This window comes from Vibrio sp. 2033, from assembly GCF_033339735.1.
In genome coordinates this window covers 59,924-76,967 of the sequence record NZ_JAWOVC010000009.1, presented here as the reverse complement: position 1 = coordinate 76,967, position 17,044 = coordinate 59,924, and the positions used below count along the sequence as shown (strand labels likewise).

At 43.5% G+C, this 17,044-nt stretch carries 18 protein-coding genes; 9 read left to right on the top strand and 9 right to left on the bottom strand.

The window, feature by feature from the left end; genetic code table 11:
* Position 1: 1 nt before the first annotated feature.
* Entirely contained in the window at positions 2 to 904 is a 903-nt protein-coding gene (secF, locus tag R7P74_RS13585) for a protein translocase subunit SecF (protein WP_318122913.1), read from the top strand.
* Between the two features lie 61 nt (positions 905 to 965).
* Here the strand turns inward: secF and R7P74_RS13580 are convergent, their stop codons facing one another.
* Entirely contained in the window at positions 966 to 1,232 is a 267-nt protein-coding gene (locus R7P74_RS13580) for a hypothetical protein (protein WP_318122912.1), read from the bottom strand.
* Between the two features lie 15 nt (positions 1,233 to 1,247).
* Complete coding sequence (locus R7P74_RS13575; protein ID WP_021035942.1) at positions 1,248 to 1,868, bottom strand: LysE family translocator; 621 nt, start codon at positions 1,866 to 1,868, stop codon at positions 1,248 to 1,250.
* A 739-nt stretch (positions 1,869 to 2,607) separates the two neighbouring features.
* Between R7P74_RS13575 and R7P74_RS13570 the strand changes: the two genes are divergently transcribed.
* The 4 genes from R7P74_RS13570 (at position 2,608) to phaC (ending at position 6,803) form a co-directional block, all read left to right on the top strand.
* Positions 2,608 to 3,348: an SDR family oxidoreductase gene (locus R7P74_RS13570; RefSeq protein WP_005373555.1), complete on the top strand. Its 741-nt coding sequence runs from the start codon at positions 2,608 to 2,610 to the stop codon at positions 3,346 to 3,348.
* 12 nt (positions 3,349 to 3,360) lie between these two features.
* On the top strand, positions 3,361 to 4,569 hold the full coding sequence (locus R7P74_RS13565) for an acetyl-CoA C-acetyltransferase (protein WP_318122920.1): 1,209 nt from the start codon (positions 3,361 to 3,363) through the stop codon (positions 4,567 to 4,569).
* A gap of 44 nt (positions 4,570 to 4,613) precedes the next feature.
* Positions 4,614 to 4,961: a phasin family protein gene (locus R7P74_RS13560; RefSeq protein WP_005373550.1), complete on the top strand. Its 348-nt coding sequence runs from the start codon at positions 4,614 to 4,616 to the stop codon at positions 4,959 to 4,961.
* 66 nt (positions 4,962 to 5,027) lie between these two features.
* A complete protein-coding gene (phaC, locus tag R7P74_RS13555; protein WP_017819891.1) occupies positions 5,028 to 6,803 on the top strand; it encodes a class I poly(R)-hydroxyalkanoic acid synthase in 1,776 nt (591 codons plus the stop codon).
* A gap of 170 nt (positions 6,804 to 6,973) precedes the next feature.
* Here phaC and R7P74_RS13550 read toward each other — a convergent pair whose 3' ends face one another.
* The 6 genes from R7P74_RS13550 to napF form a co-directional block, all read right to left on the bottom strand.
* On the bottom strand, positions 6,974 to 7,108 hold the full coding sequence (locus R7P74_RS13550; RefSeq protein WP_005373546.1) for a TIGR02808 family protein: 135 nt from the start codon (positions 7,106 to 7,108) through the stop codon (positions 6,974 to 6,976).
* Between the two features lie 11 nt (positions 7,109 to 7,119).
* Positions 7,120 to 7,698, bottom strand: a complete 579-nt coding sequence (locus R7P74_RS13545) for a NapC/NirT family cytochrome c (RefSeq protein ID WP_005373542.1) — start codon at positions 7,696 to 7,698, stop codon at positions 7,120 to 7,122.
* 28 nt (positions 7,699 to 7,726) lie between these two features.
* Positions 7,727 to 8,182 (bottom strand): nitrate reductase cytochrome c-type subunit, encoded by a 456-nt coding sequence (locus tag R7P74_RS13540; protein ID WP_005389061.1) that lies wholly within the window; start codon positions 8,180 to 8,182, stop codon positions 7,727 to 7,729.
* Between the two features lie 78 nt (positions 8,183 to 8,260).
* Entirely contained in the window at positions 8,261 to 10,750 is a 2,490-nt protein-coding gene (gene napA / locus R7P74_RS13535; protein ID WP_318122911.1) for a periplasmic nitrate reductase subunit alpha, read from the bottom strand.
* Positions 10,747 to 11,055, bottom strand: coding sequence for a chaperone NapD (locus R7P74_RS13530; protein ID WP_005373535.1), 309 nt, complete (start codon positions 11,053 to 11,055; stop codon positions 10,747 to 10,749). Before R7P74_RS13530 ends, napA begins: the two co-directional genes overlap by 4 nt.
* Before the next feature lie 47 nt (positions 11,056 to 11,102).
* Positions 11,103 to 11,588 (bottom strand): ferredoxin-type protein NapF, encoded by a 486-nt coding sequence (gene napF / locus R7P74_RS13525; RefSeq protein ID WP_005373529.1) that lies wholly within the window; start codon positions 11,586 to 11,588, stop codon positions 11,103 to 11,105.
* A gap of 247 nt (positions 11,589 to 11,835) precedes the next feature.
* Here napF and narQ point away from each other — a divergent pair, with 247 nt between their 5' ends.
* Both narQ and R7P74_RS13515 read left to right on the top strand, forming a co-directional pair.
* On the top strand, positions 11,836 to 13,572 hold the full coding sequence (narQ, locus tag R7P74_RS13520; RefSeq protein WP_258482001.1) for a nitrate/nitrite two-component system sensor histidine kinase NarQ: 1,737 nt from the start codon (positions 11,836 to 11,838) through the stop codon (positions 13,570 to 13,572).
* 4 nt (positions 13,573 to 13,576) lie between these two features.
* A complete protein-coding gene (locus tag R7P74_RS13515) occupies positions 13,577 to 14,191 on the top strand; it encodes a response regulator (protein WP_031777156.1) in 615 nt (204 codons plus the stop codon).
* 90 nt (positions 14,192 to 14,281) lie between these two features.
* On the opposite strand, the gene R7P74_RS13510 is transcribed toward R7P74_RS13515, so the two are convergent.
* On the bottom strand, positions 14,282 to 14,455 hold the full coding sequence (locus R7P74_RS13510; protein WP_005373524.1) for a hypothetical protein: 174 nt from the start codon (positions 14,453 to 14,455) through the stop codon (positions 14,282 to 14,284).
* A 261-nt stretch (positions 14,456 to 14,716) separates the two neighbouring features.
* Between R7P74_RS13510 and R7P74_RS13505 the strand changes: the two genes are divergently transcribed.
* Together R7P74_RS13505 and pepT are read left to right on the top strand one after the other, a co-directional pair.
* Entirely contained in the window at positions 14,717 to 15,580 is an 864-nt protein-coding gene (locus tag R7P74_RS13505) for a DUF6279 family lipoprotein (RefSeq protein ID WP_318122910.1), read from the top strand.
* A 170-nt stretch (positions 15,581 to 15,750) separates the two neighbouring features.
* On the top strand, positions 15,751 to 16,980 hold the full coding sequence (gene pepT, locus R7P74_RS13500; RefSeq protein WP_318122909.1) for a peptidase T: 1,230 nt from the start codon (positions 15,751 to 15,753) through the stop codon (positions 16,978 to 16,980).
* The last annotated feature ends 64 nt before the right edge of the window (positions 16,981 to 17,044 follow it).

Here is a 17,044-nt window from a genome sequence, read left to right as displayed (position 1 = left end):
CATGGTCGAAATGCTAAAACAAAATATTCGTAAAATTCGCTACTTTACTACGCTAGTTTCCATCATTTTAACGGTGATCGCGATCGTCGCTCTAGGCTTTAAAGGATTGAACCTAGGTTTGGACTTCACTGGCGGTATGGTGACAGAAGTAAAGGTAGATAAGCAGCTAACTAACCATGATCTGCTTGACGTTCTGCAACCAAAGCTTGGTGAATCTGCGTCAGTGACACGATCTGGTGAAGATGGCCGTTGGGTGATTCGTTACTCCGCGCCGGAAAATGGACAAACGTTGCCAAGTGTAGAAGAGGTGTTGAAGCCAATCTCTCACCAAGTTGATGTTGTCAGCAACAGTATAGTTGGCGCTCAAGTTGGCCAAGACTTGTTTGAACAAGGTGGCCTAGCATTGTTGATTTGTGTGTTGAGTATTCTCGGTTACTTGTGTTTCCGTTTTGAGTGGCGTTTAGCGAGTGGTTCACTGTTTGCTTTGGCCCATGATGTGATCTTAGTGCTTGGCTTCTTTGCAATTACTCAAATGGAGTTCAACTTAACCGTTTTTGCTGCTGTGTTAGCAATTTTAGGTTACTCATTGAATGACTCGATCATCATTGCAGACCGAATCCGTGAGCTGTTGATTGCGAAACAGGGTTGGAAAACAGAAGACATCAATGATCAAGCTGTTATCGCGACGTTTTCACGCACTATGGTGACATCCGGTACGACATTGATCACTGTTGGCGCATTATGGATTATGGGAGGAGCGCCTTTGGCTGGTTTCTCAACCGCCATGTTTATTGGAGTTCTGTCGGGGACATGGTCTTCGATTTCGATTGGTACTGTGCTGCCTGAGTGGTTGAAACTGGAGCCGAAACATTATCTGCCTGTTGAGATCGACGCTGCGCCATAGCATCGTTCTTTTAAGGTAAAAGTGCTTGCGCCACTCATTTTGAGTGGCGCTTTTTTTGTGCTTATTTCACGCGCATCAGACGATGTTTTACTCGTCCCAAATCGAACTCTAAGACTTGTGAGCGCTTCATTGCTTCGACTTTATTCAACATCGACTCTTGGTAGCCTTTCTTCTTCATCCACTGAAGAGGTACAGAGAAAGCATCTTCATTAACGACATAAGACTCGCCTTTATGCTCACCGCTATAGACGTTCACAACCCAAACTCGGGCTTGAAAGTCCAATACTTCACCCATGACTTTAGCGATTTTATTCAGAATATTTTTCATTGTTTCCAGTTTGCCTTAGCTTAGTAGCAACCAGACACCAACTCCCATCATTAAAGTGCCTGCGATACGGTTCATTAGACGTACATTCTTAGACTGACCTAATACGTGTTTCAACCCTTTACCACCAGTAGCGTACAGAGACATGCAAATGAACTCAAACAGTAAAATAATGGAGACAAGTATGATCAATTGCGGTGCAAGCGCTGCGTTTTGGTCTATAAAAGGCGGTAAAAGAGAAATCATAAATGCCCAGCCTTTTGGGTTTGCGATTGCGGTAACGAAGCCTTGCATGATCAGTGCGATATTGTCACTCTTTGGTGTTTCTAAGTTGTCGACATTAATCGCAAGTTTCCCTCGCGATCGCCACATTTCAACACCAAGATAGAGTAAATAACCGCCACCAATGAACTTTAACGCGATAAACATCCAAGGATAATTGAGCATAATCGCAGCGATACCTAACACCGCAGAGACTGACACCAGCGCGACACCGAGAAGTTCTCCTATCATCATCCATAACGTGCGACGATAACCGATACTCATACCTAACGTTAGGGCGAGAGTCATGCACATACCAGGCGTGATTGAGACAAAAAAGAAAGTAGGGATGAACATACTGAGCAATGCAAGATTCATATCTGTTGATGATTTAGTGATTAAAGAGAAGCCACAAAGATAGTGCAAAGTGGAAAAGGATGCTACTACAAAGCGAACGATTACTTTCACTAGTAGCTAGTTGATGTTCTTCGAATATATAAATTTAAAATGAAATTATATTTTAATCTATGCGTCATAATAGTGCGTATTGCACCAGTATGAGACAAGCTCTTATATCATTTTTAGATTAAATATATTTAATTTAAAATATTTTATCGGTATTAATCATCACTGTATTAAAATAATCGAATTGATAACTAAACTATCATTAAATGCAGTAATTAAATGATATGTTTGATAATTATTTTTACTGATAATTGAATTATTATTCTAATCTCAAGTTTGTTGTAATCATATAGGCTTAAAATTCAGATCTTAAATCATGACATAATGTAACGTCTACCATTCTGTATGTAAGTGCATGATATTTAATAATTATGTTTCTATTTCTGTTGGTGTGGCTTTTGTGGAAGTGTGATTTAAAACAATGACTTATGTAAAATTAACCATTTTATAACATTTCACGGGTAATGAGATCTAAATCAATCTTATGCAATTGGGTGAGTTTTTTATTTGAAATGTAATATTTCTAGGTTAACTTAAAATAAAGGCAGCACGGGATTGGTTGTCAAAAGAATAAATAAACACGTCAGTTGGTGAACTATTTCATCAGTGTATTAAGTTTGCTTTTTAAATGCCGTTAAGAATGGAGTCTTCAATGAAGAAAGTCGCTTTGATCACTGGATCAAAAGGCGGAATTGGTTCTGCTATTTCCTCTCAATTAGTTAATGACGGTTACCGTGTAATTGCTACATATTTCACAGGTAACTACGAATGTGCGCTGGAGTGGTTCAACAGCAAAGGGTTTACCAAAGATCAGGTTCGCCTTTTTGAGTTGGATGTAACAAACACGACAGAGTGTGCAGAGAAATTGGCGCAATTGCTTGGGGAGGAAGGAACCATTGATGTTGTTGTCAACAACGCAGGAATCACACGTGATGGCGTGTTTAAAAAGATGACTGCGCAAGCTTGGAATGATGTCATCAATACCAACCTCAATAGTTTATTCAACGTTACGCAACCCCTATTCGCAGCAATGTGCGAAAAAGGTGGTGGTCGTGTCATCAATATCTCTTCAGTCAATGGTCTAAAAGGGCAGTTTGGTCAAGCAAACTACTCGGCGGCGAAAGCTGGGATGATCGGTTTCTCTAAAGCCTTAGCATACGAAGGTGCTCGCTCGGGTGTGACAGTTAATGTTATCGCTCCGGGTTACACGGGTACGCCAATGGTTGAGCAAATGAAGCCAGAAGTGCTGGAATCCATCACGAACCAAATTCCAATGAAACGTCTTGCGACACCAGAAGAAATTGCAGCATCAGTGAGCTTCTTGGTCAGCGATGCGGGCGCCTACATCACCGGAGAGACTTTGTCGGTGAACGGCGGCCTATACATGCACTAAGGAGAGAAGATGATGGAAAAAGTATTTATCGTAGCGGCGAAGCGTACTCCAATTGGTGCTTTTGGTGGCAGCCTGAAAAATACTTCTGCTGGCGATCTGGCAGCAGTAGCGATTAAAGGCGCGTTGGAAGCGGCAAAGTTGCCTGGCGACAAGGTTGACGAAGTGATTGTTGGCAACGTTGTTGGTGCAGGTCAAGGAATGGGTGTTGGCCGCCAAGCGGCACTGTTTGCGGGGATTCCTGAATCTGTTCCTGCATATGGCGTAAACATGGTTTGCGGTAGTGGCATGAAAACGGTCATGGATGCCGTGTCCCATATCCGTAGTGGCGATGCTGAGATCGTTGTTGCAGCGGGTGTTGAAGTCATGTCTCAGATTCCGTTTGCCGCACCAAGCAGCATTCGTGATGGCAACAAAATGGGCAATCTGGAGCTAAAAGATCTACTCGTAGCGGACGGTTTAACCGATGTTTACAACCAATATCACATGGGTGTGACGGCAGAAAATTTAGCAAAACAAATCGGCTTAACTCGCCAGCAGCAAGACGAATACGCGCTTTCTAGCCAACAGAAAGCGGTAGCCGCTATCGAAGCTGGCAAATTTCAAGACGAAATTGTGCCAGTGGAAGTAAAGCAACGCCGTGAAACCGTGATGTTTGATACGGATGAATACCCAAAAGCGAACGCGACAATGGAAGCCTTAAGCAAGCTACGTCCTGCTTTTGACCGCGAAGGCACTGTGACTGCGGGTAATGCATCAGGTATTAACGATGGCGCGAGTGCGATTATCGTGGCGTCTGAAAGCGCAGTTAAAGCGCATGGATTAACGCCGCTTGCTGAGATCGTAAGCTACGCGCAATCGGGTCTTGATCCGAAGATCATGGGCCTAGGTCCTGTTGAGTCGGTCAATAAAGCACTCGAAAAAGCAGAACTCACAGTAAATGATATCGACGTTTACGAGTTAAACGAAGCATTTGCAGCGCAAGCACTTGGCGTGATTCATCAGTTGGCGGAAACAAACCAAGTTCCAGTTAACGCGATTCAAGATAAAGCGAACTTTAACGGTGGTGCTATCGCGCTAGGACACCCGCTTGGTGCATCTGGAAACCGAATCTTAGTCACGCTGGTTCACGAGCTTCATAAACAAAATGGTCAATATGGCGTTGCTTCACTTTGTGTGGGCGGCGGCATGGGCACGGCTGTGGTTGTAAAGACAGTTAAGTAATTATTTAAACGGACATTTTTAATTCTTTCTCTAGGAGACAAACCATGTACACAGATTTCTTCAAAACATTTAGCGATCAAACTGAAAAAAATCTAGAACCTTACTTGAAGTTCAACAAGCTAGTGACAAAAAACGTAGAAGTGTTGACCGAGCTTCAATTGAACGCCATTCGCACATACAGTGAAGTGGGTCTAAACCAGATGAAAGCAGCGACAGAAATCAAAGACGTAACGTCATTGACTGCTTTCAACAGTCAGCAACTAAGCGTACTTACTAAACTTTCTCAACAAATGATGGATGACAGCAACAAGCTTCAAGCGATTGCAAAAGAGTTCAAAGAAGACGTTGAGAAAATGACTTCGGAAAATCTAAAGACTGTTACTCCAGCGTAATTTGTCCGATTCTCGCCGCCCCTAGATTTGGGCGGCGTTGTTTTTTCCGAATATAGGAGTAAGACTATGTTTCAACACTTCTTTTCGGACTATCTTGTGAAGCTTCAGGAAACCAATCATCAGTGGTGGCATGATTTCGAAGTGAACAAGGCAGTCGTGAACTCTCCTTTAAACAAGGCCATGCAAGAAGTGAACTTTGAGGATACTGCCAAACTGTTCGAACAAGCTGCGAATCAGCCTGCTGCGATTTTAAAGCTGCAAGCACAGTGGTGGGAACAGCAGCTGCAAATTTGGCAGAATGTTGCATTGGCAGGGAACCAAGCACAAATCGTCGAAGCTGAAAAAGGGGATAAGCGTTTCTCAAACGAAGCGTGGCAAAATGAAGCCATGTATAGCTTCATCAAACAATCCTACCTTTTATTTAGTAAGACCTATCTGGACACCATCGAGTCTTTGGAAGGCTTAGATGAAAAGACGAAAGAACGTATTATTTTTTTCTCTCGCCAAGCCATTAACGCCCTTTCTCCTTCCAACTTCATCGCCACTAACCCAGAGCTTTTGAAGCTGACACTTGAGCAAAACGGTCAAAACTTACTGGCAGGCTTAGAGCAGTTGAAAGAAGACGTTGAGTCGAGCGCAGACATTTTAAAAATTCGTATGACGAATAACAATGCATTCCGCGTGGGAGATGACGTTGCGACGACACAGGGCAATGTGGTTTTTCAAAACGAATTGTTTGAGTTGATTCAATATCGACCTTTAACAGAGAAAGTGAATGCGACGCCGCTGCTCATCGTCCCACCTTTCATCAATAAATACTACATCCTTGATTTAACAGCAAAGAACTCAATGGTTCGATGGTTGTTAGAGCAGGGGCATAGTGTATTTATGATGTCTTGGCGCAATCCAGGCAAGGCACAAGCGCACATAGAGTTTGGTGACTACGTGACAGAAGGCGTAGTGAAAGCCGTCGCTGCAATTGAAGATATAACAGGACAAGAGCAAATCAATGCTGCTGGTTATTGTATCGGTGGTACTGTTTTAGCAAGCACGGTTGCCTACTACGCTGCAAAACGTATGAAGAAGCGCATTAAGTCTGCCACTTTCTTCACCACGTTGCTCGACTTCTCTCAACCAGGTGAAGTCGGCGCGTATATCAATGACACCATTGTTAGTGCAATTGAAGCGCAAAATAACGCAAAAGGGTATATGGACGGCCGTTCCTTAAGCGTGACGTTTAGTTTACTGCGTGAAAACAGCTTGTACTGGAACTACTACGTCGACAATTACTTGAAGGGTAACAGTCCGGTTGATTTCGACTTGTTGTACTGGAATAGCGATAGCACCAACGTCAGCGCTGCATCTCACAATTTCTTGCTTCGCGAGCTCTATTTAGAGAACAAGCTGGTGCAAGATAAAGGCGTCAAAATTGGTGGAGTATGGATTGATCTAAATAAGATCAAAATTCCTAGCTATTTTGTGTCAACGAAAGAAGACCACATTGCGTTATGGCAGGGAACTTACCGTGGTGCGCTGAACACGGGTGGTAACAAAACGTTTGTCCTCGGTGAATCTGGTCATATTGCGGGCATCGTGAACCCTCCAGCTAAAAATAAGTATGGTTATTGGTTGAACGATAATTTGGATGACTCTGCTGATGAGTGGTTGAATAACGCGGAACACAAAGAGGGATCGTGGTGGACACACTGGAACGAGTGGTTACTCCAATTCAACCCTAAAGAGCAAGTTGAGCCTTTCCCTATTGGCTCAGAAAACCATCCGGTTATTGATGAGGCGCCAGGACAATACGTCAAACAGGTTCTGCCAGTAAAAGAATCTTAAACGACTCCCTATAGCAGTAAATCTTAGCGGCCTTTATGGTCGCTTTTTTTATGTATGATTGCTTGTTTGTTGTTGGCAAGTACCATTGATTAATAAATAAAAAGCGCCGAGCATTTGCTCGGCGCTCAGTGTCAACAAATAGGCTAGTTGACGAGTAGAGATGCGTTACGTTACACCTCTTTATCCTTACCAAATGACAGCAGCCAGAGAGAGATTGCTGCTACCGCCACAAAGCCGGAAAGAATAATCACTGGCATAGCACTGTAGCCAAGGATATGCCAAATTACAGATTCTAATGTACTCATGGTAAGTCTCCTTAGTGCCAGCCTTCAACGCCGCTCATGTCTGGTAGTTTGTGCGCAATACCTTTGTGACAGTCTACACATGTTTTCTCGCCTGAGGCTAGAGCGGTGGAGTGCTGTTCTGCCGCACGTGATCCTTGCTGAGAGTAATCCATGAAATCAAACTCATGACAGTTACGACATTCAAGAGAGTCATTCTTTTTCATACGTGCCCACTCTCGCTCTGCGAGGTGTCCACGACGCTCTTGGAACTTCTCTGGCGTATCGATCGTCTTCGTTACGAAGTGTGCAAATAGCTCTTTAGATGCCTGTACTTTACGAACGATCTTATCCGTCCATTCATGAGGAACGTGACAGTCTGAACAAATCGCACGAACACCAGAACGGTTGGAGTAGTGAATTGTTTCTTGAATTTCAGCAACGATCGGCGCGTGACAGCCAGAACAGAATTCTTCTGTGTTGGTTGCTTCCATACCTGTGTTGAATGCGCCCCAAAATAGAAGGCCACCAGCGAAGCCTAGAAATAAAACCACACCAGCGGCAGCTTTACTCGGGCTCGACAGTCTCTTCCAAAACGCTTTAAGTATTTTCATAAGTAACCTCTTAGTACTCGCGTTTCAATTACTGAAGCGAATCGACTGCCTTAAACTCGTTTTCCACTAGTGGTTTTGCATCCGTTTGTGGAACGTGACATTGCAAACAGAAGTAACGACGAGGAGACATATCTGCCAGTACCGCATCTTCTCTGTTTACATAGTGCGTTACGCTAATTTTAGTCGCACCTGACTCTTTTGCATTTTTCCAGCTATGGCATGCAAGACACTTGTTAGCATTTAACGAAATTTCGTAGTGACGAATGCTGTGTGGGATCAACGGTGGTTGATAAACATAGCTGTCTTCAACAATTTGATCTTTAGGGAAGTCTTTGAACTCGTCTGCTGGACGCGTATCTTCCAATTGAGACATTCCACGTAAAGATTCTAGACCTCCAATACCACCTGGATTATCCAACTCAGCTTGCGCAATGCCTGTCACTAACGCACCTACAGATAAAACTGCGACAAGTAATTTTTTCATCATTTCATCTCCGCCTTTATGGCTTAAATTCTTTATTAGGCCGCCATAATGACGGCCGTAGCATTCAGTATCTGAAGGTTAAGCAATCTTAGTGATTTTGACTGGGCACTTCTTAAAGTCTGTCTGTTTAGACAGTGGATCAGTCGCATCTAGGATAAGCTTGTTAATCAAAATACGTGCATCAAAGAACGGTACGAATACCAAACCTTTTGGCGGACGGTTACGACCGCGAGTTTCAACACGAACGCGTACTTCACCGCGTTTGTTTGCCATGAGTACTTCTTCACCACGACGAACATTGCGTGCTTTTGCGTCTTCTGGGTGCATGTAACACACTGCGTCTGGTACTGCTTTGTATAATTCAGGTACACGACGAGTCATGGTGCCTGTGTGCCAATGTTCAAGAACACGACCAGTACATAACCACATATCAAATTCATCGTTCGGTACTTCTGGTGGCGCTTCGTATGGCGCGGAAATGATCTTCGCTTTGCCGTCAGCATTGCCGTAGAAGTCCCAACCAGAACCTTCTTTCGCGTATGGGTCTGAACCTTCTTTAAAGCGCCACTGTGTTTCCTTACCATCAACAACAGGCCAACGTAGACCACGTACTTGGTGGTAGCGGTCGTATGGAGCCAAATCATGCCCGTGACCACGGCCAAATGTTGCGTATTCCTCAAACAGACCTTTTTGAACATAGAAACCGAAGTGGTGAGCATCGTCATTCAGTTCACGAGCTTCTTCGATAGGGAATTTGTCGACGTTACCATTGCGGTAAAGTACGTCGTACATTGTTTTACCACGGTATTGAGGCGCTTTCGCTAGAAGCTCTTCAGGCCACACTTCTTCCATTTTGAAGCGTTTCGAGAACTCCATTAGTTGCCAAAGGTCCGATTTTGCTTGACCGACTGTGCCCACTTGTTGGTACCAAGCTTGGGTACGACGCTCTGCGTTACCGTAAGCACCTTCTTTTTCAATCCACATTGCGGTAGGAAGAATAAGGTCTGCTGCTTGTGCTGTTGCTGTCGGGTATGGGTCAGACACAACGATGAAGTTTTCTGGGTTGCGGTAACCTGGAAGACGTTCTGTGTTGATGTTTGGACCGGCTTGCATGTTGTTGTTACATTGAACCCAGTAACAGTTCAGAACGCCGTCATTCAGCATACGGTCTTGCAATACGGCGTGGAAGCCAGGTTTTGGTGGAATCGTACCTTCTGGCAGTTTCCAGATGTCTTCTGCAATCTTACGGTGTTTAGGGTTAGCAACCACCATATCCGCTGGTAGGCGGTGAGCAAACGTACCAACCTCACGAGCGGTACCACATGCTGATGGTTGGCCCGTTAGTGAGAATGGGCTGTTCCCCGGAGTCGAGATCTTACCGGTTAGTAGGTGGATGTTGTAAACCAAGTTATTCATCCATACACCACGAGTATGCTGGTTCATACCCATCGTCCATAGAGACATCACTTTCGTGTTTGGATCCGCGTATTGCTTCGCAAGCTCGATAAGCTTCTCTTTCTCAACACCAGAGATTTCAGATGCTTTCTCTACTGTGTATGGCGCTACTGATTTCTTGTACTCTTCGAATGAGATAGAAGTGAGTTTGCCAGAGTTCGGGTTCTTCGCTGCTTTTTGTAGCGGATCATCGTCACGTAGACCGTAGCCGATGTCAGTGTCTGCTTGAGTGAAGTTCGTGTGTTTGTTCACGAAGTCCCAGTTTACTGCATCGTTTTCGATGATGTAGTTTGCGATGAAGTTAGCAATTGCAAGGTCAGACTGAGGATTGAAAATGTAGCCGTGGTCTGCCAACTCAAATGAACGATGGTAGTAAGTAGAAAGCACGTTCACTTTAACGTGAGGGTGGCTTAGGCGGCGGTCAGTAATGCGAGTCCATAGAACCGGGTGCATCTCTGCCATGTTTGAGCCCCAAAGAACGAAAGCGTCTGCGTTCTCAAAGTCATCGTAACAACCCATTGGCTCATCGATACCGAATGCGCGCATGAAACCTACAACGGCAGAAGCCATACAGTGACGAGCGTTTGGATCAATGTTGTTTGATCGGAAGCCTGCTTTCATTAACTTTGACGCAGCGTAGCCTTCCATTACTGTCCATTGGCCTGAGCCAAACATACCTACGCTTGTTGGGCCTTTATTCTCGAGGGAAGCTTTCCATTTCTCAGCCATGATGTCGAAAGCGTCATCCCAAGAGATAGGTGTAAATTCACCATCTTTGTGGAATTTGCCATCTTTCATTCGTAGCATCGGTTGAGTTAGACGGTCTTGACCGTACATGATCTTAGAAAGGAAGTAACCTTTGATGCAGTTCAGACCTTTGTTTACTGGTGCTTCTGGGTCACCCTGTGTTGCTACCACTTTGCCGTTTTGAGTGCCAACAAGAACAGAACAGCCTGTACCACAGAAACGACAAGGTGCTTTGTCCCATGTGATTTTGGTTTGATCAGAGCTTGCAATCAGGTTGGCTGCAGATGCTGGTAGTGTCACACCTGCGACAGCAGCAGCTGATGCAGCCGCGTTTGCTTTCACAAACGCACGTCTTGTCATTTTCATACTTCACCCTCGATTTGGGAATGTTGTGTTCCAGTGTCTTCTTCATCCGTTTCTTCAAGCCCAGTTTCGATTTGGTGATAAACCAATACCGTGCTTAAGACGTTCGGTAAATTATTAATGGCATCGATAGTGTCTGTGATGAAACCTTGGTTCTCAGTTTCAAGTACGACGATAATCTTGCCTTCAGGACTGTCACCATAGATTTCCGCATTTTCGTGTGCTTCTATCTTTTGTTTGATTTCGTCCAAATGTTCCGGCAGCACATGTACTACCAAACTTGAAATATGCACTTCATTTAGTGACATATAGCTCTCTCATTTATTTTTATTGCCTTTGGCCGACGACATTCGGCTTAGGCTGTTGTATTGCTCACATTGATGGATGAAGTCGGGCACACTGAAACACAGGCGCCGCAGCCGTTACACTCATCAAGGTCTAAATTGGGTTGTGCTACTTTCCCCAGTTCTAATTTGAACTGAATTGCCATCGGGTCGCACATATCCCCACAGCTTCGGCATTCGACATTTTGTTTTGCTAAGCAGTTATCGTTGATACTTGCTTTTGCTTGCCAAGGTTGTTCTGTTTCTGGCAAGAAAAGGGGCTCAGGACAGGCGTTTGCACATTGATAGCAAAATGTGCATTCATCGATGGAAAAATCGACCGAGGGGAATCCGCCATCACTTTTGGTTATAATCTTTGTTTCACAGGCCTCAATGCATTTACCGCAGCGAGTGCAATCGTCCGTAAACTGTTGCGGTTTAGTTAACCAAGGCAAACGTACGGCGTTGTCGGGGTGCGCTTTTCTTGCAAAGAGTCTTCTTCTGGAAAGGTCTACCACTTAGTCACCTCGAAACTTGGAACCCAAACTAAGCATAGTCCACAATTTTCATTAATAAACTGTCATTTAAACTAACGAAATTGTAGTTTTTGACATATTTGTATAAATACCTCTTAGGGGGTAAATGGTATGCAATATTGTTTTGGATCAATAAATTCCGTCGCAGGTGATCACATATTGATAAAGTTGAAAGGTAATGGGTTCATTGCACGTACAAATAGGATTGTTAATGGGCGAGGAACTCAGATTGTTTAAAAATGTGAAAAAGTCGGTGACGCGCACGATTGCGTCCGCGATGCTTCTTATTTTGCTGCTCTCAGTCGCTACGACTGGTTTTGCGATTTTTACGTTAGCGTCCAGTTTGAACGATGCTGAAGCCGTCAATGTTGCTGGCTCGATGCGAATGCAAAGCTACCGTCTAGCGAATGATATTCAGGTTAAATCTGTTGACTATTCTTCACATATTGACGCATTTGAAAATTCGATATATTCACCTTCAATGAAAGCGCTTCAGCATTGGTCTGTGCCTGAAGACATCACTCACGATTACTACCGTCTTATTATCAGATGGCATGAACTCAAGGCGGTGCTTAGAGGAGACAACCCGGCAGAATATCAACTCCTAGTGGCCGGTTTTGTTGAACAAATCGATGAGTTTGTATTTAAGCTGCAAAGCTTTTCGGAGCAAAAACTGATTAACTTAGCCTGGATCGGCGGGTTAGGGTTGGGTGGCATCCTTTGTGTCAGTATGTTTGTCGTTCATTTTGTGCGCCTCGAAGTTGTTCGGCCTCTGCGTGCCTTAGTTTTTGCTAGCGAGCAAATTAAAAATCGCTCATTCAATATATCGCTCAATGTATCTAGCGATAATGAAATGGGAATACTGACTCGAACCTTTAACCGGATGGCGACAGACCTTGGTAAGTTGTACCGAGGATTAGAGCAAGCGGTTGATGAGAAAACACGTAAATTGCAGCATGCCAACCAGTCTTTAGAAGTGCTGTATGACTCGTCAAAAGAACTCACGGCGTCGCGTATTAATCAAGACAATTTCCAGGCGATTTTGCAGCATATCGTCAGTCTTGAGGGCATTAAAGCGGTCAAACTTGAAATCGAGCAGCTGGGAGAACCGAGCTGGATATTGATGGAAGGAGAAGAATGCTGCCAAGATTGTGATGAAGATTGCCACGGTAAAGCCTTGATGCTAGATGGTGAGCACTTGGGCTATTTATATTGGAAAGCAGGGTTACCTTGTCCGAACGAGGCTCTTATTGACAACTTCGTGCAGATTTTATCACGCGCTGTGTATTACAATCGGGCGCAGCGCCAAGCAGAACAAATTCTGCTGATGGAAGAGCGAGCCACTATTGCTCGGGAGTTGCATGATTCATTGGCTCAAGCACTCTCTTACTTAAAAATTCAGGTCGCTTTGTTGAAGAGAAGCGTAAAGAACTTGCCTGACGAAAAGGCGATCGCGCAGGCTAATCAAGTTATTGCCGAGCTAGATACGGGCTTATCTGCGGCTTATACGCAGTTACGCGAATTACTGACGACGTTTCGTCTTACGATTAAAGAGGGCAGTTTTGGCCAAGCATTGCAAGACATGGTTGAAACGCTCAGTGAACAAACTGCTGCGGACATTACGCTAAAAAATAGACTTTCATCAACTGAACTGGACGCACATCAGCAGGTTCATTTACTACAGTTGATAAGAGAAGCGGCAATTAATGCTATCAAACATGCGCAAGCAGATAATATTCACATTCAATGTCTCGATAATGATGGAAAAGTCACAGTAACCGTTAGCGACGATGGAATAGGCTTTGAACATCAAGACGAAAAATTAAATCATTACGGTATGAGTATCATGCAAGAGCGGGCCGCTAGACTGCATGCCGATCTTCACATCGAAGCATCGATAAACAAAGGTTGTACCGTAAAATTAGAATTCCAACATAGTAAGGAAGTAAACAGTGACTGTGTGTAAAGTAATGCTGGTGGATGATCATCCACTCATGCGAAGAGGTATCCACCAGCTTTTAAGCTTTGAGCCTGAGTTTGAGGTTATTGCAGAAGCAAGTAATGGCGCGGATGCAGTAGCGAAAGCGCATGAGCTGGAACTGGATCTTGTACTTCTTGATCTTAATATGAAAGGCATGTCTGGCCTTGATACTTTGCAAGCACTGCGTGCAGATGGCTGTGAAGCCAGAATTGTCATTCTAACCGTTTCAGATAGCCCAGCAGATATAGAAGCAATAGTTCGAAGTGGTGCCGATGGCTATTTATTGAAAGACACTGAGCCTGATGAGTTGGTTGAGTTGCTAAAACAAGCGCATCAAGGGGACAAGGCATACAGCCAAGAAGTTTCTAAGTATTTGAGTGAACGCTCAGAGCAAGAGGACGTGTTTGATACACTGACCGATCGTGAATCTCAGATCTTAAGAGAGGTGGCAAGAGGTTTCCGCAACAAGCAAATTGCCGATCGTCTTTTTATCTCTGAGTCTACGGTTAAAGTACATATGAAGAGTTTACTTAAAAAGCTTCAAGTTCCTTCTCGTACTGCAGCAACCGTCCTTTATCTTGAGCGCTTTGGCGACATCAAATAACATTGTTGGATTTGAATCTGTAATGATAAATAAAATCAAATAGTTATATTGATTCTGACAAGTAAAAAAACCGCCTAACAGGCGGTTTTTTTACTTGTCTGGGCGAATAGAGTACAAGTCACTGTTGTGCTTACCACACTCCAAATAGTACTGATAAGCCACTTTTTTGCTTTCAGCAATGACTCTCATGCAGTGCATTTTCCCCTGTTCAAAATATCGAATCTCATATTCTACACTGGTATCAAGTTGCTCAGCGGCTGCCATACTTCGCCTCCATAAACCATCCAAAAAACATCCATGCAAATTATATGCCGTTATAGGGAGCGTCGTTCGGTACGTTTTTTAGCCGATAATTGCGCTCTAACTCACTTTTTTGCGGATAGCTGTGATCAAAAAGTTAATTTCAAACTCTATATATTATTAAGGTGGCAATCAATATTTGTCACACTGGTGTAAGTTTGCCGCAATACTAAGTGATACAGGTTGAGTATAGAACTTAATCAACAGAAAAGGGAATACGAATAAGTGACTAAATTAAAGGATGTATCTAATAAGGCGCTTCGTTATGGCCTTCTATTTTGTTTCGTATTTCTGCTTGCCGGTTGTGCGAAAAAGTTTTTATACAGCAATATCGATTGGTTCGTGCTCGATTACTTAGAGGACTATGTCTCGTTGCAAGGGGAACAAGAAGTCCTAGTGGAAGAGCGCTTATTACTGTTGGCAGACTGGCACAAGAAAGAGGAGTTACCATTATATATCGAACATTTAAAAGACCTTGAGAGATTAAAAGCGAGCGATATCACCTTAAATTACTTACAACAAAATCGAGATAGAATGCGAGCGCATTATGATAGAGTGGTCAGCAAAGCAGCACCAGATCTTTTTGCGTTAAGTTTGCAATTAACGAAAGAGCAAGAACGCGAGTTTTTGAGTAATGTACAAGAACATTATCAAGAGCGAAACGCAAAATATGCCGATAAGACAGAAGACGAAGTGCGTGAAATTATTCTGGATAACACTGAAGAGTGGATGGAAGAATGGCTGGGGAATCTATCAGGAAATCAGCGTCAATTAGCTCAAACATTTTCTCAGCAAGTTATTTTAAACAGCCCTTTATGGAGAGATTATCGAGCCACGGTATATCAAGAGCTCGAATACTTGTTCGACAACAAATCTAATGTTGTGACTTATCAAGATATATTTATGCGACTCTTGTTCGAGCCAGAGAGTTATTATAGTGAGCAGCTTTCTCAGAATATAGACTCTAACTTTGCATTGGTTGATCAACTGACATTAGATGTTTCTCGTTCGATGACCGATAAGCAATGGCGTCATTTTCGTGAAAAGGTTAAAGAGTGGCGAGTACTGGCTGAGGAACTTTTAGATTAAATTCATGCTTCAATGAGCGGAAGCAAAGCGCAAAAGCCTTTCTTATCAAAAAATGATTCAAAGCAAATTCTTATTGAACTAAGAGCGTAACATAGCGTGAGGTTTGATGAGGCAACGTCAGCTTATCAATGCATGATAAAGCCTCATCGTACAAAACAATGAGAATAAATATGAAACATTTAGTTGAAAGATTTCTTCGATACGTCACGTTTGATACCCAATCCAATCCACATGTGACGCTTTGCTCAAGTTCACCTGGTCAGCTTGTGTTTGCTGAGTTACTTAAAAAAGAGATGATCGAACTTGGCTTAAGTGATGTGACTTTGGATAAAAATGGCTACTTGATGGCTAAACTGCCAGCCAATGTTGATTATGAGGTTCCTCCTATCGGCTTCATTGCCCATATGGATACCGCGCCGGATGCATCTGGCAAAAACGTAAAGCCGCAATTCATCGAAGATTACCAGGGTGGCGATATTGCATTAGGGTTGGGGGATGAAGTGTTATCTCCCGTGCAATACCCAGATTTACATCACCTACATGGCCACAATCTTATTACTACCGATGGCACTACATTACTTGGCGCGGATAACAAAGCTGGTATCGCAGAGATTCTTTCCGCGGTAGCTCTGCTACTGGAAAACCCAGACATTCCACACGGCGACATTTGTATCGGCTTTACTCCGGATGAAGAAATCGGTCGTGGTGCAGATTTGTTTGATGTTAAAAAATTTGGCGCGAAATGGGCATACACTATAGATGGTGGCCCGCAAGGTGAGTTGGAATACGAAAACTTTAATGCAGCAAACGCTGATGTAATTTTTCATGGTGTTAGCGTTCATCCAGGTACTGCAAAAGGCAAAATGGTCAATGCGATGAACTTGGCTGCGAAATTTCAAGTTCAAATGCCCCAAGATCAAACTCCGGAAACAACCGAAGGTTACGAAGGGTTCTTCCATCTAAAATCGGCAGAAATGGGCGTTGCACGAAGCGAGCTAGGTTACATTATTAGAGACTTTGACCGTCAAAGACTTGAGGATCGAAAAGCCTTTATGCAGAAACTCGTCGATGAAATGAACACGGGTTTACGCCATGGTTCTGTAGAGCTAAAAATAAAAGACAGCTATTACAATATGAGAGAAATGGTTGAGCCTTACCCTCATATCATTGAGCTGGCAAAGCAAGCGATGGAAGCGTGTGATGTGGAACCGATTATAAAACCTATTCGTGGTGGTACAGATGGTGCTCGTTTATCTTTTATGGGTTTGCCGTGCCCGAATATCTTCACCGGTGGTTTTAACTTCCACGGAATTCATGAGTTTATTTCTGTTGAAATGATGGAAAAATCAGTACTCGTTATTGTCAAAATTGCTGAGCTCACAGCGAAAAAACACAGTTAAAAGACTACGTCGAGACCTCTTGCAGATTTAATAACAAAATAGCCCAGATCTCTCTGGGCTATTT